At 59.2% G+C, this 25093-nt stretch carries 23 protein-coding genes; 20 read left to right on the forward strand and 3 right to left on the reverse strand.

What is annotated here, in order from left to right:
* Both BLU11_RS13455 and BLU11_RS13460 read left to right on the forward strand, forming a co-directional pair.
* Window positions 1-3111 carry an efflux RND transporter permease subunit gene (locus BLU11_RS13455; protein WP_090274210.1) on the forward strand — a complete coding sequence of 1037 codons (3111 nt, stop codon included), beginning with the start codon at window positions 1-3 and terminating at the stop codon, window positions 3109-3111.
* A 137-nt stretch (window positions 3112-3248) separates the two neighbouring features.
* Complete coding sequence (locus BLU11_RS13460) at window positions 3249-4019, forward strand: phytanoyl-CoA dioxygenase family protein (protein ID WP_231702204.1); 771 nt, start codon at window positions 3249-3251, stop codon at window positions 4017-4019.
* A gap of 14 nt (window positions 4020-4033) precedes the next feature.
* Here the strand turns inward: BLU11_RS13460 and BLU11_RS13465 are convergent, their stop codons facing one another.
* Window positions 4034-4405, reverse strand: a complete 372-nt coding sequence (locus BLU11_RS13465) for a hypothetical protein (protein WP_331456676.1) — start codon at window positions 4403-4405, stop codon at window positions 4034-4036.
* A gap of 162 nt (window positions 4406-4567) precedes the next feature.
* On the opposite strand from BLU11_RS13465, the gene norR reads away from it, so the two are divergent.
* From norR to BLU11_RS13540, 15 genes are all read left to right on the forward strand, one after another.
* A complete protein-coding gene (gene norR / locus BLU11_RS13470) occupies window positions 4568-6154 on the forward strand; it encodes a nitric oxide reductase transcriptional regulator NorR (protein WP_090274212.1) in 1587 nt (528 codons plus the stop codon).
* 110 nt (window positions 6155-6264) lie between these two features.
* Window positions 6265-8433 carry a transcriptional regulator NosR gene (gene nosR, locus BLU11_RS13475; RefSeq protein ID WP_090274214.1) on the forward strand — a complete coding sequence of 723 codons (2169 nt, stop codon included), beginning with the start codon at window positions 6265-6267 and terminating at the stop codon, window positions 8431-8433.
* A 40-nt stretch (window positions 8434-8473) separates the two neighbouring features.
* Complete coding sequence (nosZ, locus tag BLU11_RS13480) at window positions 8474-10399, forward strand: TAT-dependent nitrous-oxide reductase (RefSeq protein ID WP_090274215.1); 1926 nt, start codon at window positions 8474-8476, stop codon at window positions 10397-10399.
* Window positions 10400-10549: 150 nt separating this feature from the next.
* A complete protein-coding gene (locus BLU11_RS13485) occupies window positions 10550-11851 on the forward strand; it encodes a nitrous oxide reductase family maturation protein NosD (RefSeq protein ID WP_407920212.1) in 1302 nt (433 codons plus the stop codon).
* Window positions 11851-12777: an ABC transporter ATP-binding protein gene (locus BLU11_RS13490; RefSeq protein ID WP_090274217.1), complete on the forward strand. Its 927-nt coding sequence runs from the start codon at window positions 11851-11853 to the stop codon at window positions 12775-12777. Before BLU11_RS13485 ends, BLU11_RS13490 begins: the two co-directional genes overlap by 1 nt.
* Window positions 12774-13601, forward strand: a complete 828-nt coding sequence (locus BLU11_RS13495) for an ABC transporter permease (protein ID WP_090274219.1) — start codon at window positions 12774-12776, stop codon at window positions 13599-13601. Before BLU11_RS13490 ends, BLU11_RS13495 begins: the two co-directional genes overlap by 4 nt.
* A gap of 19 nt (window positions 13602-13620) precedes the next feature.
* Window positions 13621-14202, forward strand: a complete 582-nt coding sequence (locus tag BLU11_RS13500) for a nitrous oxide reductase accessory protein NosL (RefSeq protein ID WP_090274221.1) — start codon at window positions 13621-13623, stop codon at window positions 14200-14202.
* Window positions 14203-14262: 60 nt separating this feature from the next.
* A complete protein-coding gene (tatA, locus tag BLU11_RS13505) occupies window positions 14263-14457 on the forward strand; it encodes a twin-arginine translocase TatA/TatE family subunit (RefSeq protein WP_172828716.1) in 195 nt (64 codons plus the stop codon).
* A gap of 84 nt (window positions 14458-14541) precedes the next feature.
* Window positions 14542-15639 (forward strand): methyl-accepting chemotaxis protein, encoded by a 1098-nt coding sequence (locus BLU11_RS19700; RefSeq protein ID WP_090274223.1) that lies wholly within the window; start codon window positions 14542-14544, stop codon window positions 15637-15639.
* Window positions 15640-15733: 94 nt separating this feature from the next.
* Window positions 15734-15979: a glutaredoxin family protein gene (locus tag BLU11_RS13515; protein ID WP_090274225.1), complete on the forward strand. Its 246-nt coding sequence runs from the start codon at window positions 15734-15736 to the stop codon at window positions 15977-15979.
* A gap of 172 nt (window positions 15980-16151) precedes the next feature.
* Window positions 16152-16601: a hypothetical protein gene (locus BLU11_RS13520; protein ID WP_090274228.1), complete on the forward strand. Its 450-nt coding sequence runs from the start codon at window positions 16152-16154 to the stop codon at window positions 16599-16601.
* Window positions 16602-16738: 137 nt separating this feature from the next.
* On the forward strand, window positions 16739-17299 hold the full coding sequence (locus tag BLU11_RS13525; protein ID WP_090274230.1) for a hypothetical protein: 561 nt from the start codon (window positions 16739-16741) through the stop codon (window positions 17297-17299).
* A 15-nt stretch (window positions 17300-17314) separates the two neighbouring features.
* Entirely contained in the window at window positions 17315-17581 is a 267-nt protein-coding gene (locus BLU11_RS13530; protein WP_090274232.1) for a DksA/TraR family C4-type zinc finger protein, read from the forward strand.
* 11 nt (window positions 17582-17592) lie between these two features.
* Window positions 17593-18576, forward strand: coding sequence for a diacylglycerol/lipid kinase family protein (locus BLU11_RS13535; protein ID WP_197674197.1), 984 nt, complete (start codon window positions 17593-17595; stop codon window positions 18574-18576).
* Window positions 18573-19385 carry a metallophosphoesterase family protein gene (locus tag BLU11_RS13540; RefSeq protein ID WP_090274234.1) on the forward strand — a complete coding sequence of 271 codons (813 nt, stop codon included), beginning with the start codon at window positions 18573-18575 and terminating at the stop codon, window positions 19383-19385. The genes BLU11_RS13535 and BLU11_RS13540 overlap by 4 nt, the downstream gene beginning before the upstream one ends.
* Here the strand turns inward: BLU11_RS13540 and BLU11_RS13545 are convergent.
* Window positions 19382-20098, reverse strand: a complete 717-nt coding sequence (locus BLU11_RS13545) for a YebC/PmpR family DNA-binding transcriptional regulator (RefSeq protein ID WP_090274237.1) — start codon at window positions 20096-20098, stop codon at window positions 19382-19384. The two genes, BLU11_RS13540 and BLU11_RS13545, sit on opposite strands and share 4 nt — an antisense overlap.
* Before the next feature lie 165 nt (window positions 20099-20263).
* Between BLU11_RS13545 and BLU11_RS13550 the strand changes: the two genes are divergently transcribed.
* The 3 genes from BLU11_RS13550 to BLU11_RS13560 all read left to right on the forward strand — a co-directional run bounded on the left by BLU11_RS13550 (window position 20264) and on the right by BLU11_RS13560 (window position 23459).
* The gene (locus BLU11_RS13550) at window positions 20264-20983 is read left to right on the forward strand and encodes a transporter substrate-binding domain-containing protein (protein ID WP_090274239.1); all 720 of its coding nucleotides are present in this window, start codon (window positions 20264-20266) and stop codon (window positions 20981-20983) included.
* Complete coding sequence (locus tag BLU11_RS13555) at window positions 20980-21936, forward strand: cation diffusion facilitator family transporter (protein ID WP_090274240.1); 957 nt, start codon at window positions 20980-20982, stop codon at window positions 21934-21936. The genes BLU11_RS13550 and BLU11_RS13555 overlap by 4 nt, the downstream gene beginning before the upstream one ends.
* Window positions 21937-22238: 302 nt before the next feature.
* Window positions 22239-23459, forward strand: coding sequence for a BaiN/RdsA family NAD(P)/FAD-dependent oxidoreductase (locus BLU11_RS13560; protein ID WP_407920213.1), 1221 nt, complete (start codon window positions 22239-22241; stop codon window positions 23457-23459).
* On the opposite strand, the gene lnt is transcribed toward BLU11_RS13560, so the two are convergent.
* Window positions 23407-25074: an apolipoprotein N-acyltransferase gene (lnt, locus tag BLU11_RS13565; protein ID WP_157718679.1), complete on the reverse strand. Its 1668-nt coding sequence runs from the start codon at window positions 25072-25074 to the stop codon at window positions 23407-23409. The two genes, BLU11_RS13560 and lnt, sit on opposite strands and share 53 nt — an antisense overlap.
* Window positions 25075-25093: the final 19 nt, after the last annotated feature.

Raw genomic sequence — 25093 nt, forward strand, 5'->3', positions numbered from 1 at the left:
ATGTCATTCAATCTCTCCGCCTGGGCGCTGCGCAATCGTCAGATCGTTCTGTATTTCATGCTGGTGTTGTCGGTGGCCGGGGTCCTGTCCTATGGCGAGCTGGGCCAGAGTGAAGATCCGCCGTTCACCTTCAAGGCCATGGTGGTTCGTACCAACTGGCCGGGGGCAACCGCCGAGGAAGTCGCCCGTCAGGTATCCGACCGGATTGAGCAGAAGGCGATGGAAACCGGCGCCTACCAGCAGGTGGTGTCCTACTCCCGTCCTGGAGAATCAACCATCACTTTCGTCGCGCTGGACAGTCTGGATTCCAGGGAGATACCGGAACTCTGGTATCAGTTACGGAAAAAGATCGGCGATATCCAGCATACCCTTCCGCCGGACATCGTCGGCCCGTTCTTCAATGATGAGTTCGGCACCACCTTCGGCAATATCTATGCGCTGACCGGCGACGGCTTCGACTACGCGCTGTTGAAGGATTACGCCGAGCGTCTTCAACTTCAACTGCAGCGCATCACTGACGTCGGCAAGGTCGAGCTGATCGGCGTCCAGGAAGAGAAGGTCTGGATCGAGCTGTCCAACGTCAAGCTGGCAACGCTGGGCCTGCCGCTGGCCGCTGTACAGCAGGCATTGCAGGAACAGAATGCCCTGCGCGAGGCAGGCTTTTTCGAGACCGCCGATGAACGGGTGCGTCTGCGTGTGTCCGGGCAGTTCGAGACAGTCGAGCAGATTCGGCAATTCCCCATCCGCGTCGGCGACCGCACCTTCCGCATCGGCGACATAGCGGATGTGCGGCGGGGCTTCAATGACCCCATGGCACCGCGGATGCGTTTCATGGAACAGGATGCGCTGGGATTGGCGGTGTCGATGAAGGCCGGCGGCGATATTCTGGCTCTGGGCCAGACCCTGGAAACCGAGTTCGATCGGATGCGCCAGACATTGCCGGTCGGCCTGCAGTTGCACAAGGTATCCGATCAGCCGGAAGCGGTACGCGAAAGCGTTGGCGAGTTCGTCAAGGTACTGGCCGAGGCGGTGATCATCGTGCTGTTGGTGAGCTTCTTCTCCCTTGGCCTGCGCACCGGCCTGGTGGTGGCGCTATCGATTCCGCTGGTGCTGGCGATGACCTTCACGGTGATGAACTACTTCGATATCGGCCTGCACAAGATTTCCCTCGGCGCCCTGGTACTGGCGCTGGGGCTGATGGTGGACGATGCCATCATCGCGGCGGAGATGATGGTGATCAAGATGGAGCAGGGTTTCGACCGGATCAAGGCGGCCAGCTTCGCCTGGACCAGCACCGCCTTCCCGATGCTCACCGGCACGCTGATTACCGCCGCCGGGTTCCTGCCCATTGCCACCGCCGCCTCGGGCGTGGGCGAATACACCCGGGCGATTTTTCAGGTGGTGACCATAGCGCTGCTGGTCTCCTGGATCGCCGCCGTCATTTTCGTACCTTATCTGGGTTACAACCTGCTGCCCGACATGGCGAGGCTGCATGCCAAAAAACACGGCGGCAACCCGGACAGCCAGGACCCCTACGCCACTCGTTTCTACCAGCGGGTGCGCGGCACCGTGCATTGGTGCGTATCCCATCGCTGGCTGGTGATCGGCGTGACTCTGGGCTTGTTCATCGGCTCGATACTGCTGTTCCGGCTGGTCCCACAGCAGTTCTTCCCGCCGTCGGCGCGCACCGAACTGATGGTCGACATCACGCTGGCCGAGGGCGCCTCGCTCAAGGCCACACAGGCCCAGGCCGAGCGTCTGGAAGAACGACTGCGCGACCATCCGGGCATCGACAACTTTGTTGCTTACGTCGGCACCGGCTCGCCACGCTTCTATCTGCCGCTGGATCAACAGCTGCCGGCGACACGTTTTACCCAGTTCGTCATCAAGGCCAAATCTATCCCCGACCGCGAGCAATTGCGGCACTGGTTGCTGGAGATGCTGGAGCAGGATTTCCCTGATGTCCGGGCCCGCATTTCACGGCTGGAGAACGGACCACCGGTGGGTTATCCGATTCAGTTTCGCATCTCTGGCGAACACATCGATGAGGTGCGGCGTATCGCCCGCGAGGTCGCCACCAAGGTGCGTGAAAACCCGGGCGTGACCAACGTTCACCTCAACTGGGAAGAGCCCAGCAAGGTGGTCTACCTGAATATCGACCAGGAACGCGCCCGCGCGCTGAGCCTGAGCACCAGTGATGTGGCCGGCTTTCTGGCCAGTCAGCTGACCGGTACGGCCGTCAGCCAATTCCGCGAGGGCGATGAGCTGATCGAAATCGCACTGCGCGGCACCACCCGGGAGCGCGATGCATTGCAGAGCCTGCCGAGTCTGGCCATTCCCACCGGTAACGGACGCAGCGTGGCACTTGAGCAAGTTGCCACCCTGGAATACGGCTTCGAGGAAGGCGTAATCTGGCGCCGCAACCGACTGCCGACGGTGACCGTACGCGGAGATGTTCATGGCGCTGACCAGCCGGCCACCCTGGTACAACAGATAATGCCCACGCTCGACCCGATTCGCGCCGAGCTGCCCAGCGGATATCAGTTCGAAGTGGGCGGCACCGTAGAAGATGCCGGGCGCGGCCAGCAGTCGATCATGGATGGTATACCGCTGTTCGTGCTGGTGGTGATGACGCTGCTGATGCTGCAGCTGCGCAGCATCTCACGCTCGATCATGGTGTTTCTCACCGCCCCCTTGGGATTGATCGGCGTGACCGTCTTCCTGTTGGCCTTTCGCGAGCCCTTCGGCTTTGTCGCCATGCTCGGCACCATCGCGTTGTCCGGCATGATCATGCGCAACTCGGTGATCCTGGTGGACCAGATCGAACAGGATATTGCCGCCGGACATGACCGCTGGCATGCCATCATCGATGCCACGGTTCGCCGCTTCCGCCCTATCGTGTTGACCGCATTGGCGGCGATTCTGGCGATGATCCCGTTGTCACGCAGTGTATTCTTCGGGCCGATGGCGGTGGCCATCATGGGCGGACTGGCCATTGCCACGGCGTTGACGTTGCTCTTCCTGCCGGCGCTGTATGCCGCCTGGTTCCGCGTTCGCGAAACCGAAGCGACAGAACTCCGGGGGGCTCCAGCTCAACAAACGCATCCGTGAGATAAAGGTTATAGGTTGGTCCGGCAATAGGAACCATACTTGTTTGCATTGCGCCATCTCCCGAGCATTGCTGGCACCAACCTTACCGATCACCGGCCCGCTGCGGTCTCGCCGGTGAACCTGGCAGGAGCGCCGATTTGACTGCAACGTTCAAGGAAATCGATACACAAACCCGCAATCAACTGGTTGCGGATATCAGGAAACAAGGCTTCGCCTGCATTCACGATTATCTCGACACGAAACAGCTCAATCGCCTGCGTGCAGAATTGTCAGCACAGGCGGTCCAGCACCAGGGTAACTATTTTGCCTACCACGGCGGCCCTACCGTCGAACGCAGCCTGCTCGGCCTGATGGCTGAGTCAGATCAATTTCGCTCATTGCTCGACTCGGTGCATCGTCTGAGCTGCGCCAAACCGGCCCATGACACCGTGATCAGGCAGGTATTGCGTTGCGTGCAGGGTTATACCGGCAGGCGCGAATCGAACGCCTTCCACTACGATGCTTCCCTGGTCACCGCGCTGGTGCCCATCGAAATCCCCGAGGACACCGAACAATGCGGGCATCTGTTGATGTTTCCCAATTTGAGGCCGGTACGCTCCAGCGCGATATTCAATGTAGTGGAGAAAACCCTGCTGCAGAATCGTCTGAGCCGCAGGCTGCTGGTGACCGCCATAACGCGCGGCTGGGTCCAACCATTGCGATTGATATTACAACCGGGCAATCTCTACCTGTTCTGGGGCTATCGGTCGTTGCATGCCAATGAGCCTTGCAGCCCCACACACAGGCGTGCAACCGCGTTGTTTCATTATGGCGCCCCCCACGCCGGCAGCCTGCTGACCCGGCTGACCCTGAAAGTGACCGAGCAGCGGGCCCGCCGCCGAAGCCGCCCGCCGCTGGAAAACCTCTGAAAAATGATTACCTCCTAGCGAGAAGCTTCGGAGGTATTGGCTGCATGCAGCTGACTGCCGCGACGTTCCACCTGCTGGCCGATGGCAAACTCGGTTGTGGGCGAGCGCACCACCGCATTCTCACCGTCCGTTCCACGCACTTCATAGGCCCGCTCTTCCAGGCCGCCGGCGCTCTGCAGGCCCTTGCCGACGAGCAAGCCGATGCCCGCGCCGACCAACGCGCCCAACGGCCCACCCGCCGCGCCGCCGAGCATGACGCCGGTGCCCACTCCCAGGGCGCCGCCGGCGGTGGTATCCGTTGTCTCGGCAACGATCTCGTCGGCCCGTGCGGCATTTCCTGCCGCGGTCAGCACCAGGGTCAAGCTGAAAGCGATCATGGATTTCATGGTGTTATCTCCTCATGTGATTGTCGGTATTCCCTGCTTCCCTATCACAAAGCGTGCCAGCGTCTGAATTGACCAATATCAAGGACTTGCTCCGCCGTCGTGGTCATATTCACAACTCTGTTTCTGGTAATGAAAACCCAGCTGTTGTCAAAAAGACGATCAATGACTGCTACTGCCATGCTTGCCACATTGCTGCCTCTGCTCGACGATCTCAGTCGCGATCTGCCGCAGACAGAACATTACCGGCGCCTGTTGTTGGCGCTGCGCGGATGCCTGCCCTGCGACGCCCTCGCTTTGCTGCGACTGGAGGGTGAGCAATTGGTACCGGTCGCGGTGCTGGGTCTCAGCCCGGATACACTGGGCCGCCGCTTCAAGGTGGCAGAACATCCACGGCTGGCGGCGCTGCTGGCCAGTTCCGGCGCCACCCGCTTCGCCGCGAACTGCGGTCTGCCCGACCCCTATGACGGCCTGGTCGAAAGCACGCCGGGTCGCCTGCAGGTACATGACTGTCTGGGCTGTGCCCTGTACATCGACAATCGCCCCTGGGGCCTGCTTACCCTGGACTCGCTGGACCCGGCCCGCTTCGGCCACATCGACCTGCCCAGTCTGGAAGCCTTCACGCGCCTGGCTGCGGCCACGGTCAAAGCCTGCGAGCGCATGAGCAGCCTGACGCGCCAGGCCGAAGATGAGCGTCGCCTGGCGGAAACCTGGCGCCAGGCGGCCCACTGCGTTCCATCCCAGGAGCTGATCGGCAACAGCGAAGCCCATCAACACCTGGTTAAGGAAATCGAACTGGTCGCCGGAAGCCACCTAGCGGTACTGATCAGCGGTGAGACTGGTGTCGGCAAGGAACTCGTTGCCCAGGCAATCCATCGGCAGTCGGCGCGTTGGAACAACCCCTTGATCAGCCTCAACTGTGCGGCATTGCCGGAAGCGCTGGTGGAAAGTGAACTGTTCGGCCATGTGCGCGGCGCCTTTTCCGGTGCTACAGGCGCCCGCGGCGGTAAATTCGAGCTGGCCGACGGCGGCACCCTGTTTCTTGATGAGATCGGCGAACTGCCGCTCAGCGTGCAGGCCAAGCTGTTGCGCGTGTTGCAGAACGGACAACTGCAGCGTCTGGGCTCGGATCGGGAACAGCGTGTGGATGTGCGGATCATCGCCGCCACCAACCGTGACCTGGCCGAGGAAGTACGCGCCGGCCGTTTCCGCGCCGATCTCTACCACCGCCTCAGCGCCTACCCTCTGCGCGTGCCTGCCCTGCGCGAACGCGGGCGCGATGTACTCCTGCTCGCCGGCTACTTTCTCGAACAGGGCCGCGCCCGCTTGCAGCTGCACAGTCTGGGCCTGACCCCGGACGCCCGCGAGGTGCTGCTGGCTTATGACTGGCCAGGCAACGTTCGCGAGCTCGAGCACCTGATCGGCCGCGCCATGCTCAGAACCCGCACCCGCGGAACACCCACAATGCCGTTGCAGTTGTCCGCAGCGGATCTGGGTCTGACCACCGTGTTATCGCCGATAGGCATCGCTGCGCAGATTCCGGAGCGGGACCACTCGCATGATGGGCTGCGGGAGGCGGTGGACGCCTATCAACGCCAACTCATCGAGACCCTGTTGCAGCGCAATAACGGCAACCTGTCTGCCACCGCACGGACATTGCAGATAGACCGCGGAAACCTGCACCGACTGACGCGCCGGCTAGGACTCGCGGTCCAGAGCAAACCCAACTACCTTCCTGACATACCCGGATGATCGCTGGCCCCCTTAAAACGCGGGTATTTGACAAGTGATTGATCTTGATCAAGTCTTCTCGGACTGGGGATTACTAGAATGAAAATACTCTTGATATGGAATACGTTGCTATGAAGCTGTCGATGGTTGCTTCGGTCATAAGCAAGTTGATGCTGGCCGTTGTGCTGTTGTTCTCCACCCTGTCACTCACACCGGCGTTCGCCGCAGATCAATCACTCTTCCAACAGCGCATCGAACAGTTTTCCCCCAGTGCGACGGTGATCTCAGAACCGGAAGGCGAATACGGAGTTCGCACGCTCACCGATGGCGTCGGCACGATTCACGGTTACGCCTTCGAAAGCATCAATGTATTCAATATCCCCGCCTACTCCGGTAAACCGATCAATATGGGCGTGCTGCTGGATAGCGCAGGTGTGATTCAGGACGCCTATGTACTGGAGCATCACGAACCTATTCTGCTGATCGGTATTCCCGAGCAGAAGCTGCATGATTTTACCGCCCGCTACGCCGGGGTGAAGGCCGACCAACGCGTTGTAGTCGGCCGCTCGAAGGATCCAAACGCCATCACCGTGGATGCCGTCTCCGGCGCTACGGTAACGGTCATGGTCGTCAACGAAATTGTCATGCGTGCAGCCCACGAGGTGGCCGCTTCATTGGGTCTGGTCAAGGGTAACATCGCTACTCGCGGCAAACCGGCAACGGCCCTTGAAGATGCCTATCAGCCCGCCAGCTGGGCCCAGCTCACCGGTGATGGGTCGATTCGCCGGCTGCAGCTGACCAATGCCGATATCGATCGTGCATTCCAGGGCACCGAAGCAGAAGGCGTCGACCAGGCGCCAGCCGAGCGCAGCGGCGAAACCTTCATTGACCTGTACACCACCTGGCTCAACGCGCCCACCATCGGCCGCAACCTGCTGGGCGACAATCAGTACCGCTTCCTGATGGAAGACCTTGAGCCAGGTGAGCATGCGATTGCCGTGCTGGGCCGTGGTGAATACTCATTCAAGGGCTCGGGCTATGTGCGTGGCGGCATTTTCGACCGGGTGCAGGTACGCCAGTTCGGCAACATCATCAGCTTCCGCGACTTGGACCACATCCGCCTGAATGATGTATTTGCCGAGGGCATACCGGAGTTCCGGGAAATGGCCATCTTCATCGTTCGTGAGGAAAATCTGTTCGACCCCGGTACCCCGTGGACGCTGGAGCTGCTGGTGCGCCGCCAGACCGGCCCGGTGGACAGTATCTTCGTGAGCTTCGAGCTGCCCTATGAGACGCCCGAGCAGTATATCGAGCGTCCGGTGCCCACGCCCGAGGAGCTGCGCGCCATCGAGGAGGCCAACCGTCCGGTGTGGGTCAACATCTGGTACCAGAAGAGTTTCCAGGTCGGTGTGATCCTCACTGCGCTGCTGCTGTTGACCATCATCCTGTTCTTCCAGGACAACTTCGCCCGGCATCCGAACTTCCTGCGCTGGTTGCGTCATGGCTATTTGACCTTCACCGTCGTGTTCATCGGTTGGTATGCGCTGGGGCAACTCTCAATCGTCAACGTACTGACCTTCGTGCATGCATTGGTGACCGATTTCCGCTGGGAACTGTTCCTCAGCGATCCGATCATCTTCATCATCTGGACCTTCACCGCCGCCAGTATCCTGCTGTGGGGCCGCGGCGTGTTCTGCGGCTGGCTCTGCCCCTTCGGCGCACTGCAGGAGTTGATTAACGAAATCGCCCGCAAGCTGAAGATCCCCCAGTATGAACTGCCGTTCGCGGTGCACGAACGCCTGTGGGCGATCAAGTACATCGTCCTGCTGGTGCTGTTCGGCATCTCGCTGGAGTCGATGATGTTGGCCGAGAAAGCCGCTGAGATTGAGCCGTTCAAGACCGCCATCACGCTGAAATTCGATCGGCAGTGGTGGTTCGTGCTGTATGCGGTGATTCTGCTGGTGGTCAACATCTTCACCCGCAAGGTGTTTTGCCGCTACATATGCCCGCTGGGCGCAGCGCTGTCGGTAACCAGCCGGGTACGCCTGTTCGACTGGCTGAAACGGCGCAAGGAATGCGGCAATCCCTGTCAGCTGTGCGCCAAGGAGTGCGAGATTCAGGCTATTCATCCGGATGGACATATCAACCACAACGAATGCCATTACTGCCTGGATTGCCAGATGACCTATCACAACGAGAACAAGTGTCCTCCGCTGATACTGAAGAACAAGCGCAAGTCGCGCAGCAAGAAAACGCCGGATGATCAACTGATCCCGGTAGTACAAGTAGTGGAACCCTGACCCGAACGGTCAACGTAGATTGCCCAATAAGGAGCTGAACATGAGCGACAAACCCAACAACCTTCCGGCGAACCCGGATCAGAAAGGCCTGAGCCGGCGCGGCTTCCTCGGCGCCAGCGCGATGACCGGCGCTGCCGTGGCAGCCACTGCCTTCGGCGGCGCGGTAATGAGTCGTGAAACCTGGGCCCAGGCTGTCACCGATGCTCAGAAAAAAGCCCAGGCCAAGATCCACGTCGGCCCCGGCGAACTGGATACCTACTACGGCTTCTGGTCCGGCGGACACCAGGGTGAGGTCCGCGTCTACGGTGTACCGTCCATGCGCGAACTGATGCGTATCCCCGTATTCAACACCGACTCTGCCACCGGCTATGGCCTGACCAATGAAAGCCGCGCAGTGCTGGGTGACGGCGTGAAGTATCTCAACGGCGACTGCCACCACCCGCACCTGTCGATGACCGATGGTAAGTACGACGGCAAATACCTGTTCATCAACGACAAGGCCAACACCCGTGTCGCCCGTATCCGTCTGGACATCATGAAGACGGACAAGATCATTACCATCCCCAACGTACAGGCGATCCACGGCCTGCGTTTGCAGAAGGTGCCGCACACCAAGTACGTGTTCTGCAATGCCGAGTTCATCATTCCGCATCCGAACGATGGCAAGAACTTCGCCATCGATGACGAGAACAGTTACACCATGTACAACGCGGTGGATGCTGAGACCATGGAAGTTGCGTGGCAGGTCATCGTTGACGGCAACCTCGACAATACCGACGCTGACTACACCGGTCGTTTCGCCGCCTCCACCTGCTACAACTCGGAAAAGGCGCTGGATCTGGGCGGCACCATGCGTAACGAACGCGACTGGGTAGTCGTGTTTGACGTGCATGCCATCGAAGCTGAAGTCAAAGCCGGCAACTTCATCACCCTGGGTGATTCCAAGGTGCCTGTGGTTGATGGCCGTAAGAAAGATGGCCAGGACAGCAAGGTTACCCGTTACATTCCGGTACCCAAGAACCCCCACGGCCTGAACACCACGCCAGACGGCAAGTACTTCATCGCCAACGGCAAGCTGTCGCCAACTGCCTCGGTCATTGCCATCGATAAACTCCCCGACCTGTTTGCCGGCAAGTTCGAAGATCCGCGGGATGTGATCGTTGCCGAACCAGAACTGGGTCTAGGGCCGCTGCATACGACCTTTGATGGCCGCGGCAACGGCTATACCACGCTGTTCATCGACAGTCAGGTGGTCAAGTGGGACATCGAAGCATCCATCCGCGCCTATAACGGTGAAGACGTCAACTACATCAAGCAGAAGCTCGATGTGCACTACCAGCCCGGGCACAACCATGCTTCACTGACCGAAACCTCCGAAGCCGACGGCCAGTGGCTGGTCGTACTGAGCAAGTTCTCCAAGGACCGCTTCCTGCCAGTTGGCCCGCTGCACCCCGAGAACGATCAGTTGATCGATATCTCCGGAGATGAAATGATCCTGGTGCACGACGGCCCCACGTTCGCCGAACCGCACGACTGCATCATGGCCCGCCGTGACCAGATTCGCACCAAGAAGATCTGGGATCGTAATGACCCCTACTTTGCCGAAACCGTGAAGATGGCCGAGAAGGACGGTATCAACCTGACTTCCGACAGCAAGGTCATCCGCGACGGGAACAAGGTGCGCGTGTACATGGTCTCGATGGCACCGGCCTACGGTATGAACGAATTCACCGTCAAACAGGGCGATGAGGTCACGGTTACCATCACCAACATCGACCAGATCGAAGACGTCTCCCACGGCTTCGTCATGGTCAACCATGGTGTGAGCATGGAGATCAGCCCACAGCAGACCTCCTCCATTACCTTCACCGCTGACAAACCCGGTGTGTACTGGTATTACTGCAGCTGGTTCTGCCATGCGCTGCACATGGAAATGTGCGGGCGCATGCTGGTCGAGCCGGCCTGATGCAGGTTGCCCGGCGCGTCTGCGGACGCCCCGGGCATCAAGCGTAACGCTTATGTTGGAGCGGCCAAGGCCGCTCCAACATAAGCCCAGCCCGGAAAAAGAAAGATCCGCATGAGGGTCGCGCATTCCAAGCGGCATAAGGAAACAGCATTGTTCAAGCCTCAGGCCATACGCCGGCGCCTTGCGCCTTTCATGATACTGTGCGGCCTATCAGCCATTATTCACGCATCCCCCCAACCCATCGACAATCTGCCGCTTCAGGCAGTCGCTGACGGCTGGGTTCTGCCCGCCGGAGACTATTCCGGCCAGTTCAGTATTGATACAACTCTCACCCTGCGTTGCGAACCCGGTGCCGTACTCCAGGCCGAAGGCAAGGGCAACGTTCTGACCATCAGCGCCAGCGATGTCACCATCGAAGGGTGCGCTCTGCGCAATTGGGGACGCAACCTTACCGAAATGGACGCGGCGATCTTCGTCAAGCCAACCGCCACGGATGTCGTGCTGCGTAACAATCATCTTCAGGGTACCGGCTTTGGTATCTGGCTGGATGCCGCCCGCGGTGCCGTCGTGGAAAACAACCGCGTCGAAGGCGAGCCGGATACACGCTCCCAGGATCGCGGTAATGGTATTCATCTGATCAACACCAATGACAGCAGAATCGTCGACAATCATGTGATCAATACCCGTGACGGCGTGTATCTCGGCAACTCCAACAACAACCTCATCCACGGCAATGTGATGGAAGACCTGCGCTTTGGTGTGCATTACATGTTTTCCCAGAACAACAAGGTGACCGGCAATACCACCCGCCGCACCCGCACCGGCTACGCGCTGATGCAGAGCCGCATGTTGACGGTCGAGGACAACCGTTCCGAGGATGACCGCAACTACGGCATATTGATGAACTTCATCACCTACTCCACGATCCGCAACAACTACGTGTCCAATGTACAGCGCGGGCAAACCGGTGATGACAGCATGATCAAAGGGGGTGAAGGCAAGGCCCTGTTCATCTACAACTCGCTGTTCAACACCATCCAGGGCAACCACTTCCGAGGCAGTAACCTAGGTATTCATCTGACCGCCGGTTCCGAGGACAACAAGATCAGCGACAACGCCTTTGTCGGCAACGAACAGCAGGTCAAGTACGTCGCCACCCGCACCCAGGAATGGTCTGTCGAGGGTCGCGGCAATTACTGGAGTGATTACCTGGGCTGGGACCGCAACGACGATGGCCTGGGTGATATGCCCTACGAGCCCAACGACAACGTCGATCGCCTGCTGTGGATGTATCCGCAGGTACGCTTGCTGATGAACAGTCCGGCCATTGAACTGCTGCGCTGGGTACAGCGCGCTTTCCCGGTAATCAAGATGCAGGGCGTGCAGGACAGTCATCCACTGATGCATCTGCCCACCGAGCACCTGACTCAACGTACACAGGAAACCCATTGATGAATGCTGTTGATATTCAAGGTGTCAGCCAGCGTTACGGCAGCATGACTGCGCTGCGCCAGCTGAACCTGCACCTGGAACCGGGCGAAGTGCTGGGTCTGTTCGGTCACAACGGTGCCGGCAAGACCACCACCATGAAACTTATTCTCGGCCTGCTCAACCCCAGCGAAGGCCGGGTTCAGGTGCTCGGCAGGGCGCCGAATGATCCGGACGTACGGCGCCAGCTCGGCTATCTGCCGGAAAACGTGATGTTCTATCCGCAGCTCAGCGGCCGCGAAACCCTGCACCACTTCGCCCGTATCAAGAGCGCAGCCTTGCAGCAGGCCGATGAACTGTTGGAGCAGGTCGGCCTGGCACATGCTGCCGATCGCCGGGTCAAGACTTATTCCAAGGGCATGCGCCAGCGCCTGGGACTGGCCCAGGCGCTGTTGGGTGACCCGCAACTGTTGCTGCTCGACGAACCGACGGTAGGATTGGACCCGATCGCCACTCAGGACCTCTACATACTGATCGACCGTCTGCGTCAGCAGGGCACCAGCGTGATTCTCTGTTCCCATGTACTGCCGGGAGTGGAGGCCCATATCAACCGTGCGGCGATTCTGGCCGGTGGTCAGCTGGAGGCAATCGGCACCCTGGCCAGCCTGCGCACGGAAGCCGGTTTGCCATCGCGCATCCGCGCCAGCGGTCTGCGGCAACGTGAACAACTATTGCAGAACTGGAGCGATGACGGTTACGACACCCAGCTGCTGGGCAGCGATGGTATCGAAGTCGTCGGCACCAGCGCCGGCAAGATAGCCTTGCTGCGCCAGTTGCTGGCAGAGGATCAGCCAGGCGATATCGAGATTTTCCAACCTTCGCTGGAGGACCTGTACCGTTATTACACCGAACGCGCAGGCAATGCGCACGCTGCGGAGGACAAGGCATGAGCCAGGTCTGGAACATCGCTCGCAAGGAACTCAGTGACGGCCTGCGCAACCGCTGGTTGTTGGCTATCAGTCTGCTGTTCGCAGTACTGGCCGTGGGCATCGCCTGGCTCGGCGCCGCCGCTTCGGGGCAGCTGGGATTCACCTCCATCCCGGCGACCATTGCCAGCCTGGCCAGTCTGGCGACTTTCCTGATGCCCCTGATTGCCCTGCTGCTGGCCTACGACGCTATTGTCGGCGAGGACGAAGGCGGCACCCTCATGCTGCTGATGACCTATCCCATAAGTCGCGGACAGATTCTGCTCGGCAAATTCGTCGGTCATGGGCTGATTCTGGCGTTGGCGGTATTGATCGGCTTCGGCTGCGCTGCGCTGGCCATTGCGCTTTTGGTCGACGATATAGAACTGAGCCTGCTGGTATGGGCCTTCGGCCGTTTCATGCTGTCATCGACTCTGCTCGGCTGGGCCTTCCTGGCCCTGGCCTATGTGTTGAGCAGCCTGGTCAATGAGAAGTCCAGCGCTGCGGGACTGGCCCTGGGCGTATGGTTTCTGTTCGTGCTGGTATTCGATCTGGTGCTGCTGGCTCTGCTGGTCTTCAGCGAAGGCAAATTCAACCCCGAGTTGCTGCCCTGGCTGCTGCTGCTCAACCCGACCGACATATACCGGTTGATCAATCTGGCCGGTTTTGATGGTGCCAATGCCATGGGTGTGCTGTCACTGGGTGATGACCTGCCGGTACGTGGCGCTCTGCTCTGGCTGTGCCTGCTGGCGTGGGCCGGTGTCTCCCTGTTTCTGGCTTATGCTGTATTCCGGCGCCGTGCCGCCTGACAAGAATAGGAAAACTGTCATGAAAACACGTTACAACCTTAGTCTACGCAGCCTGATCGTCCTGTTGTTCGGTCTGACGCTGGCCGCCTGCGGCGAACAGGACACAACACCGGTGAATCTGGATCCAGTTGCGTTCCACGCCACAGATGAGTGCCATGTGTGCGGCATGGTCGTCACCGATTTCCCGGGGCCGAAAGGTCAGGCGGTGGAGAAGGATGGTGTAAGAAAGTTCTGCTCCACCGCGGAAATGCTCAGTTGGTGGCTGCAACCGGAGAACCGCATTCTGGATGCCAAGCTGTATGTGCATGACATGGGACAGAGCCAGTGGGATCAACCTGATGACAGCCACCTGATCGACGCCACGCAGGCCTGGTATGTCGCCGGTACACCACTGGCGGGCGCAATGGGCGCCTCACTGGCTTCCTTCGCCGACCAGCAGGCAGCTGAAGCACTGGCGAATGAGCACAACGGAACGGTCATGCAGTTTGACGAGATTGACCAGGAGTTCCTGCAACAGGCAGCTGCAGCGCAGCACAGCGATATGCATGAAGCGATGCAGCACGGCGATATGCACGACATAGTGGACGGCGAAATGCATTAAGGCCTGAACACGACACAACCACGCCGGTCCAAGGCCGGCTCACTGCACGTAACGGAGTAAATCGACATGATGGGCATCAGTATCTGGCAACTTGTGATCATTCTGCTGATCGTGGTCATGCTGTTCGGCACCAAGCGGCTGCGCGGTCTGGGTTCGGACGTAGGCAATGCCATCAGCGGATTTCGCAAGGCGGTGAATGATGGCGAAAGCAACCCTCAGGCACTTGAGGCAGAGAAGCTGAAAAGCCAGCAGTAAGCTGCGACAAATTGCCCACCCTGGCTAACGTTCTGGCGGCCTCGGCCGATATGAAAGGAAACGAATCGGCAGGCAGAGGCAACCATGTGGCGCAGCGGTAGAAATGAAATACAGGCACTGCAGCAGGACAAGCAGCGACTTGAAGCGGAAGCAGCCAGGCAAGCCAAGCACATACAGCAACTGGAACAAGAGCTGGCAGATAGCCAGCGCCGCCACCAGCGTCAGCTGGATTACTACCGGGATGTGTCCGGCAACCTGATCCGTTTCAGCACCTCTGTCACCCACCTCGGCGATTCCTTTGAATACCTGGCCGGTCAGCTCAATCTCGACCAGGAGCATGCCGGTCAGGTGGCCACTGCCGCGCTGAGCAATCAGCAGCGCTTCGACGATCTGCAACACAAGGCCACGGCCATGGAGAGCGGGCTGATCGGCGCGTCTCGTCAGGTCGAAACGCTCTCCGATCACTCCGCGGAGATCAACGGCATCGTCGACCTGATCGGTGGCATAGCCAGTCAGACCAACCTGCTGGCGCTGAACGCCGCTATTGAAGCCGCTCGTGCCGGTGAGGCCGGCAGAGGTTTTGCGGTGGTGGCCAGTGAGATTCGCCATCTGGCCGAACGCACCGCCCAGGCTACCAGCGAAATCGTCAGCAAGATTGACGAACTGCAGAACATCACTGGCGCGGTGCAGCAGTACATACAGTCCCAGGGCACCCTGGCCGAAGACTTCAGCCGTACTACTCAGGACGCCGTGGCCGGCATGGATGTGCTGCACAGTCTGGCTGGGGAGATGCGTCTCGGCATCGAGAAGTCCGCCTTCCGGGCAGGCGTCGAGCTGGCCAATCTGGACGAGCTGTCACTCAAGTTCATTGTCTACAACCACTTGCTTGGCAGCTCCGACGCGCCGCTGCCGGCCCTGCCCAGCGAGCGCGAATGCCGCTTCGGCAAGTGGTACTACGGTGACGGCAGCCAGAACATTCAACAATTCGCGCATTTCCGTGAGATCGAGCGACCGCATACCGCCGTGCACAACGAAGGCCTGGCAGCGATGCGCTCCTTCAATGCGGATGCGCTGGAAGCTGCGGTCCAGCATCTGGGCGATATGGAGGAAGCCAACCTGGCGGTGATGCGTATCGTCGCCGAGGTAATGACCGCCTTCGAGCGGCGCCAGGCAACAACATGAGGCCGATATCGGCTACCCCGCACCGCAAAAAAAACGAATCTTTCCCCGCCCTGCTCGTCTCAATAGGACATACCAGCAACAGCGGGAGTTGAAGATGAACGATACGCCGAATTATGTTTACCAGAAGGAAGGCTGTCCCTTTGCAGCAAAGGCCACGGAGCTGCTGGACAGACAGCGCGTTCCCTACCGGCTGCATGTATTTGCCGATGCGACTGAAGAGCAACTGTTCAAGGACGAACATGACGTCGACACCACCCCGCAGGTGTTCATCGACGGCCAGCGTATCGGTGGCTATACCGAGCTGGCAGCGCACTTCGGTGAACAGCCTGAGTCGGACTGAGGACACGCTGGCCCCCTGACAGTTGGCGATATCACGATCCGTGCCCGGGTATTGCGCGACGCCGCACAATTCCGATGAATGGCCTATTGTATTTACCTTTCGAATGATTGATTCTCTGGCGGTCAGCATTGCTGTTTGTTTGCATCAGCGACATTCAAGGGAGAACAAGAATATGCTCAGAGCATATCTGGATACGGAATTCACCAGCCTCGGCAGTAATGCCCGCCTCATCAGTCTCGCGCTCGTGGCCAACAACGGTCAGGAGCTGTATCTGGAGTTGATCGACAACTGGAAAGTGGATGATTGCTCGGAGTTCGTTCGGGACACCGTGCTGCCCAAGCTTGATCTGCAATCCTATGGCCTGACCACCATACAGGCGCGGCATCACCTGCGTGCCTTTCTTTCCGAGATCGCGCCGGTCGACATTCTCACCGCGTCACCACACTGGGACCGACCGCTGCTGAACTGGCTGATTGGCGCCGATGGGCTACCTTTAGGTGTACGCATGCGCGCCATTTCCAACAGCACACCCAATTGGGATGATATGATGGAGGGCCCGCATCATGCGCTGACAGACGCGCGCCTGCTGGCTGGCCAGGCCGAACGTGTCTGTATGGTCTGATTATCGCAACCTGGGATTGCAGACCCTTGTCTGACTGAAAAGACCGGCCGGTTGACCGCGACGGGATTACCTTCATGATGCAGACATCGGCGCTTCCCTGGAAGCTGGCTCAGAACGCGCGCTTCTAACAGGACCCGGTGCTGCGCCAGGCGCTGGCACAGAATGACGATGCGCGGCTGATCAGCCGCAAGCAGCAGATGAAAGCTACATTGTTTCAGCTGGTGGCTGACCAGACCGGCAAATTGTTCGACCCCAGGGTATTGACCATCGTCTGGGCCAGGCCCTTTGCCGCCTACAAAAGTGCCGACCTGCTTCTGCATGACCTCTACCGCTTCTGTCGATTGATCCAGCAGACCGACCAGCCGGTACAAATAATCTGGGCAGGCAAGCCTTTTCCGTTTGATAAATTCGCCATCGACATGATCAATCGCCTGATACGCTTGTCTTACAAGAGTGAGCGTTTCGCGGTGCTCACCGGTTACGAAATCCATCTGTCACGGCTGTTGAATAGCGCGGCGCAGGACCGGGCCGATTACCTGCACTGGATGAACATCATCGAGCATCAGGTCCGGCCATTGTATTACCAGCAGCATGAGCATTGGCTGATGCTGGTGAAGCAGGGTATGGGGGAGATGCTGCCGCGATTCGATTCCGACCGCATGGCAGACGAGTATTATCGAATGATGTATGACCAGTGAAATCCGGAGGTGCTTATGGCAACGGGATGGGCGCAGGACGGTGCGGTGCAGGAGCAGATCGACGACACTATCAAGGATGCGGTCGAACGGGCTCGCAGCAAACTGCCGGCGGGCGACAGTCTGAGCCATTGCGAAGAATGCGACGCTCCCATTCCCGAGGCACGCCGCAAAGCCGTTCCCGGCGTTCGATTGTGCATCGACTGCCAGACCGCCCGGGATAATGAGCAGCACAATGCCAGCAGCTACAACCGCCGGGGCAGCAAGGACAGTCAACTACGCTGAAGGGGCTATAGGTGAATCATCCGCATCAGGATCTACCCACCCACTCGCCGGTATCACTGACCGGTAACGAACCGCTGTTCATGGTAATGAACAGCGGTTCGGGGAAAAACGATAGTACGGAAATCCAGGCGACCATCCAGGCTGCCTGCGAACAGGCCGGCCGCAACTGCGAGCTGATCGTGGTGGAGCACGGTGATCAGTTGCAGGCGGCCGCCGAGAAAGCTGTGGCCCTGGCCCGAACGCATGGCGGAATAGTGGTCGCTGTCGGCGGGGATGGCACCCTCAATGCGGTTTGTCAGACGGTGGTCGGCCAGAACGTGCCTTTCGGCGTGCTGCCGCAGGGCACATTCAACTATTTTGGACGCGCCCACAATATATCCCAGAACACCACACAAGCCGTGCATGACCTGCTCAATGGGCGGCTTGAGTACATAAGCCTGGGCCGGCTGAATAGGCGCTACTTTCTGGTCAATGCCAGCCTGGGGCTCTATCCGCGCCTGCTGGAAGACCGGGAAGCCTACAAGCAACGCTACGGGCGCAGCCGCCTGGTTGCGCTGTGGTCGGCAGTGGTAACCCTGGCCAAGGCCCATCGTCAACTGAATATACGGCTGGATTACGCCGGTCGGCACCAGCAATTGCGCTCGCCGACGCTGGTGGTCTGCAACAACCCTTTGCAACTGGAGCAGATAGGTATCGATCCGCAATTGCCGGAGGGTGCCGACCATCTGGTAGCCCTGACCTCTCGACCGGTGGGGACACTGGCACTGTACGGCCTGCTGATACAAGGCCTGATGAGTCGCATGGGCGAGGCGGACAATATCATCAGTATCGGCTTTCAGAAAATGTCGGTGCACCTGGGTCGGCGGCCACGCATGGTCAAGGTCGCCATGGACGGCGAGATATTCCGCATGCGCACCCCGCTCGAATTCAGCATTGCAGTCAAGGCGCTGCCACTGCTGATCCCTCGCACCGCTCCGGCACCGGAACACCCATGAGCAGGATTCTGCATTTTTCAGATCTGCATTTTGGTACCGAAGATGCAGCCGTGGCACAGGCGTTGTTGCAACTGGCTGAGCAACAACAACCTGATCTGTACCTGCTCAGCGGCGATATTACCCAACGTGCACGACGCAGCCAGTTCGCCGCCGCTCGCGCCTTCATCCAGCTGTTACCGGCAAAGCCGCTGCTGGCGGTACCCGGCAATCACGATCTGCCGTTGTTCAACCTGCCACTGCGCATGCTCAATCCCTACGGTAACTACCGGCGGGTATTCGGCAATGAACTGGAGCCGGAATTCGAGCGCGATGATCTGCTGGTGGTCGGCGTCAACACCACCCGCGCCGGTCGGCATAAGGACGGAGAAGTGTCGGCTGAGCAGATTCAGCGCGTAGCGCAGCGCCTGCAGCGGGCGCACGCAGACCAACTGCGCGTCGTCATGCTGCATCATCCGATCCGTGCGGTGGAAGAATCAGATGTCAGCAACCTCCTGATTGGCCGCGAACAGGCCGTGCCCTCCTGGATCGACGCCGGCGTGGACCTGCTGCTGGGCGGGCACATACATCTACCTTACGTGGTGCCGCTCCAGGGCAACCCAGATCAGCAGGCATGGGCAATACAGGCTGGGACGGGCATATCGCAGCGCGTGCGCGGCAACATACCCAATTCAGTCAACCTTATCGAGCACGACGCACATGACCGGCAACGCCGTTGCCAGATCACGCGCTGGGACTATGCATCAGCAGACAAGCGCTTCATACCGGTGGAAACAACCGAGTTGCAGCTGAGCGGCTCGGCCAACGCCTAGACCTCGGCGTTGTGGTAGATATTCTGCACATCTTCAACATCATTGAGCATGTCAATGAAACGTTCGAACAGCGGCAGGTCTTCCTCACTGATCGGCGTCGAGGTCTGCGGCAGGAACTGGATCTCGTCCACTTCAAAAGCGATATCGCCCAGCGTGTCCGTCAATGCCTGGCGCGCCTTGGCATACTCGGTATTCGGCGTGAATACGGTGATGATGCCGTCTTCATTCTCGATATCGGTAACGTCCACATCAGCCAGCATCAGGGTTTCGAGCACCGCTTCTTCATCATCTCCGCTGAAAGCCAGGATGGCGCAATGGTCGAACATGTGGCTGACGCTGCCCGGCGTACCCATTTTGCACTTGGTCTTGGTGAAGCAATGTCGCACATCGGCAATGGTGCGGTTGGGGTTGTCGGTCAGGCAGTCGACGATGACGATACAGTTGCCCGGACCAAAGCCCTCGTAGCGAGCTACGGCAAAGTCTTCGCCGCCACCACCCTTGGCCTTATCTATGGCCTTGTCGATTACATGGCCTGGTACCTGGTCTTTCTTGGCCCGCTCGATCAGACCGCGCAGCGCCAGATTGCCGTTGGGGTCGACACCGCCTGACTTCGCACTGACATAGATCTCGCGAGCATATTTGCTGTAGACCTTGGTTTTGGCATTGGCCGTTTTGGCCATGGATTCTTTGCGGTTTTGGTAAGCGCGTCCCATCGTGCAACCCCATCAATTCAGAAAGCTCGATTTTACGCCAGTTGCCCCGGAAGTTGACGGTTTTTTGCTTTACCCGCTGCGGATATAGCTTGAACCCCCACCGCTGCGCCAAGTCTGACCCTACAGAGCGTTTTCTTACATCCTGTATCACTATAGAGGCCAGGCATGCAAACTCCTTCAGTATTCAGGTCAGCGCTGTTACTGAGTCTGCTGATGCTATTGCTGCAAGGCTGCGATCGCTGGCCAGCCGATCCTCGCGATTCCCTTGACGCTGCCATAGAGCGCGGCAGCCTGAAAGTAGGTGTGGTGGCCAACCCGCCTTGGGTGAGCGGCACCAACTCCGACGCCCCGCGAGGCCTGGAAAGCCAGCTGGTGACGCAATTCGCCCGGGAACTGGGTATGACCGTCGAATGGAGCACCGACGGTGTGGAGGAACAGATCGAGGCGCTCAAATCGTTCCAGCTGGACCTGTTGATTGGTGGCTTTACTGCGTCCAACCCCTGGAAGACCGAGGTCGGTAACACCTTCCCCTACTACGTCGAACGCGTCCTGGTAGGCAGCAAGGGCACGCCTCCAACCACCATCGATGGCGAGACGGTATCCATTCTGCCGCACACCGTTCTGGTCCCGCTGCTGCGAGACCACAAGGCCATAAGCGACATACGCGAGACCCTGGAGAACAGCCCCTACCCGGTAGCAGCAGCGCAATGGCAACTCGGCGGGCTGGGATTGAACAGCTCCGAAATAGAATTGCTCAAGCACAAGCATGTACTGCTGACACCGCCCGGGGAAAATGCCCTGCTGATGGAGCTGGAGCGGTTCCTGTTCAGAAACAGGGATGAGCAGCAGCTCTCCGCACGCCTGTGGCAGGAGATGCAGCCATGAAGATTCGCCAAGGGTACGAATTACCCGCAGATAAGGAAAAACTGCTGCACAAGACCATACGCCTGGAATGGATTTCCATATTCTTCTCGCTGACCATCGTCGTCACCGTGTACCTGGCCATGGGTTCCTCCCAGGCCATGAAAATGGCGCTGCTCGAAGACCTGCTGGCCTTCGTGCCACCAGCGGTGTTTCTGCTGGCAATGCGGGTTCGTAAACGTTCGCCCGATGAAGGACATCCCTACGGTTACAGCCGAGCGATCCTGCTGGCCTTTCTCGCCGCATCCGTCGCAATCCTGATGTTCGGCCTGTTCATGCTATTCGATTCTGCCTCGTCACTGATCAAGCGTGAACATCCAACTATCGGCCACTTTCAACTGTTCGATTGGCAATATCCGATCTGGAGCGGCTGGGTCATGATCCTCGCCCTGACATATGCCATGGTTCCGCCGGTCATCCTCGGGCGTATGAAGATGCCACTGGCCAAGGAGCTGCATGAAAGCACCCTGTACGCCGATGCCGACATGAACAAGGCCGACTGGATGACTTCGGCGGCCGCGATTCTCGGCGTTATCGGCATCGGCCTGGGTTTCTGGTGGGCGGACTCGGTGGCAGCAGCCATCATCTCGCTGGATGTATTGAAGGACGGCGTCACCCATGTGCGCAAAGCCATGCTCAACCTGATGGATCAACGTCCTACCGAAACAATCGGCAATAAGCCGCTGGGGCTGGAGGACAAGATCGCCGATGCGCTGCTGCGTGAGCCGGATATTCTGGATGCCTGCTCCCGTTTGCGCGAGGAAGGTCACATCGTCGGCGGAGAAATCTTCGTGGTGCTGGCGCCCGACCAGACCAACGTGGCGCGCCGTGTACAGGAGATTGCCGAACAGGCGTGCACGCTGGACTGGCGGTTATACGACCTGATCGTGATGCCGGTGGAAAAAATAGAACGTTGAAGAGGAGCCTGTCATGTGGAATCCCACACCAGCAAAATCGCAGTCACCTTCCACCAACTCGACATTCTGGTGGTGCCGCTCCTTTGCCGCCCCTGCTGCGTCGCTATTGCCAGACCGCCGGGCCCGGCCCATACCGGCGTGGAGAAAGAAGGCGCTGCTGTAGCCCCATGATAGCTCGGTAGTCTACTGCGAGCGATCAAATCGACGTGCTATCATTGCGCGCCGGTGTGGCCGCATTATGCCGTCACCCTGTTATCCAGCTCCTTATCCAACTCCCCGCTGACGCAGGCAACGACTTTCCCGTGCAACCCGCCATTCCTTTCTACGATGTGATCATTCTGGGTGCCGGTGCCTCCGGCCTGATGTGCGCGGCGACCGCCGCCCAGCGCGGACGCCGGGTTCTGGTGCTGGAGAAGGCCAACAAAATCGGCAAGAAGATCCTCATGTCCGGTGGCGGACGCTGCAATTTCACCAATTATCAGGTGGAAGCGGATAACTTCCTGTCCAGCAATCCGCATTTCTGCAAGGCTGCGCTGAAACGCTATACCCAGTGGGATTTCATCGACATGGTGGAGCGCTACGGAATCGACTACGTAGAGCGCCGGCATACACAGTTATTCTGTCGCCATTCTGCGCGGGACGTGCTCGACATGCTGCTTGATGAGTGCGCGCAGGCCGGCGCTGAAATCCGGACTCATTGCGAGATCACCGAGGTCCAGGCGCTGGACTCACGCAACCTGCGCTACCGTATCCTCGGGCGGCAGGGCCAGGAACCTTTCCGGCTGGATTGCCAGTCGCTGGTGGTGGCGACCGGCGCACTGTCCATCCCGACCCTGGGCGGCAGCGGCATCGGTTATGAGATCGCCAGTCAGTTCGGGCTGGCGCTCACCCCGCGCCGCGCCGGGCTGGTACCTTTCATGTTCAGTGATGCCATGAAAGCCATTTGCGAACGGCTGTCCGGCCTGGCCTTGGAAGTCACGGCCAGCTGTAATGGCCAGAGTTTTACCGAGAACATGCTGTTCACTCACCGTGGTATCAGTGGCCCGGCGATCCTGCAGATTTCCAGTTACTGGCAGCCCGGCGACACCCTGAATCTCGACCTGCTGCCCGGTATCGACGCATTCCAATGGCTACGTGAAGCCAGACAGCAGCAGGGCAGACAGTTGCTGAAAACCCTGCTGGCTCAGCAGCTCGGTCGAGCCCTGGTAGCGGAACTGCAACTATTGTGGTGGCCCGACACGTCAGCAATACCGCTGGCCGATTACAGCGATAAGCAATTGCTGGAGATTGCCGAGCAGCTCAACCAATGGTCCCTGAAGCCGTCGGCGACCGAGGGTTACCGCACTGCCGAAGTGACTCTGGGCGGGGTAGCCACCGATGGCATCAGCTCAAAGACCATGGAAGCCAAAGACTGTCCCGGGTTGTACTTCGTGGGTGAGGTACTGGATGTCAGCGGCCAGTTGGGCGGCTTCAATTTCCAGTGGGCCTGGTCTTCCGGCTATAGCGCCGGGCTCGTCGTCTGACGGCGGGCCTGCCGCGCCACAGTGCCAGCCCAATCAGCATCGCTGCCAAACCCTGAGTCATGTTCAAGAACAGCTGCGGATGGCGACTGTAGAAACTGCCGCCCGCCGCTTCATCGAAGGGCACGGCAGCCAGCAATTCCGCTCTGTTGAATGCCGCACTGTTGGCCAATCGACGACCATTGGGCGCGGTAACCACCGAGGGTCCGTTGTTGATCAAATGCGCCATCGGCACGCGGTTTTCCACGCCGCGCAGGATCGACATGTTGGCATGCTGGAACGGTTGGGAAGTCTCACCAAACCAGTTATCCTGAGACAGGAACAGCAACATCTTGCCGGCACCGTCGGTGTTGACCGCCTCGGCAACAAAACCCGGAAATGCCGCCTCGTAGCACACCTTGGGTACGACGCGCATGCCGCCCATATCAAATATCACATGCTCATCACCTGCGCCAAGCGGACGCAGAAACTCACCAAACACCCAGTCTGTCACCGGCTTCAGCAGCGGCCATGACCAGGGTTCCGGCAAGTACTCACCGAAGGGCATGCGCAACATCTTGCGATATTGCGCAGCCAGTTCGCCCTGCCCATCCAGCATCGCCACGGTATTGAAACTGACTCGCTGCGCATCCTGCCAGCGCCGCTCGACATCATGGAAAATCAGCGGTACGCCTTGTTCGGCTACCGTCTGTGCATAGCGAGCACGCACACTGTAATTATCGAAATAGCCCTTATAGCGTGCCTCGGGCCATGCCACCCACTGCGCACCCGCAGCGATAAGCCGCTCGGTGGAAGCCAATTCCGGCGGATATTCCCGACTGAAGCCGATGGCCGGCTTCGGGATACCCAAGGTGATGGCGTCATTGGGCTGCACCAGCCCGATCTGACGGGTATCCCATTGCTGCATGCGCCGGTCCCACTGGTGCAGACTGGTATAGCCATAACCCAACCAGCCAATCAGCAGCGCCCAGGCCAGACAACTGATCGCCCGCGAAAACCGTGCCTGAAAATGTTTCTGCGGCGCCAGCAGATGAAAAACCAGCATGCTGAACAGCATCATCATCGCATCAAGCCCGGGCGCCCCGGTAAACTCGATGGCCTGCAACGCCGGTAGGAAGGATGTCTGTCCATCGGCGAAATGGGTCTTGAACAGCATGGGATAGGCCGCCATGACCGACACCATGACGCTGGGAAAGAGCAGCAGCTCCCAATCACACAGCCGTGCTGCAAGCCAGCGATAGATCATGCAACCCAGACCGATGACCAGCCCGAGATAACACCAGAACAGGGATGCCAAAACCGTGCTCAGCAGAGGACTGATCTGCTTGAGGTTAACCATGAATTCCGCCAGCCAGTAGCTGCCCCCGGCAAAACAAAGCGTGCCGGCAAACCAACCAAGCAACAGAGCAGACAACGGGCGGACATCACGCAGGGCAAATAACAGCGGCACCCAAGCCAGCCAGCCCACCCAGTACAGGTTTGCGCTCAACCATGGCACACATAGCAGAAAGCCGCTGAGCCCGGCTAACGACAATCGCAACAGCGTTCGTGCCAATGACTCATGCAGTCGCTCAGAACGGATATCCGCAGCCAGAAAGTCAGGAGTAGTATAGGGCATCAGCGCAGCTTTGTAACAA

The organism is Halopseudomonas litoralis (genome assembly GCF_900105005.1).
GTDB lineage: Bacteria > Pseudomonadota > Gammaproteobacteria > Pseudomonadales > Pseudomonadaceae > Halopseudomonas > Halopseudomonas litoralis.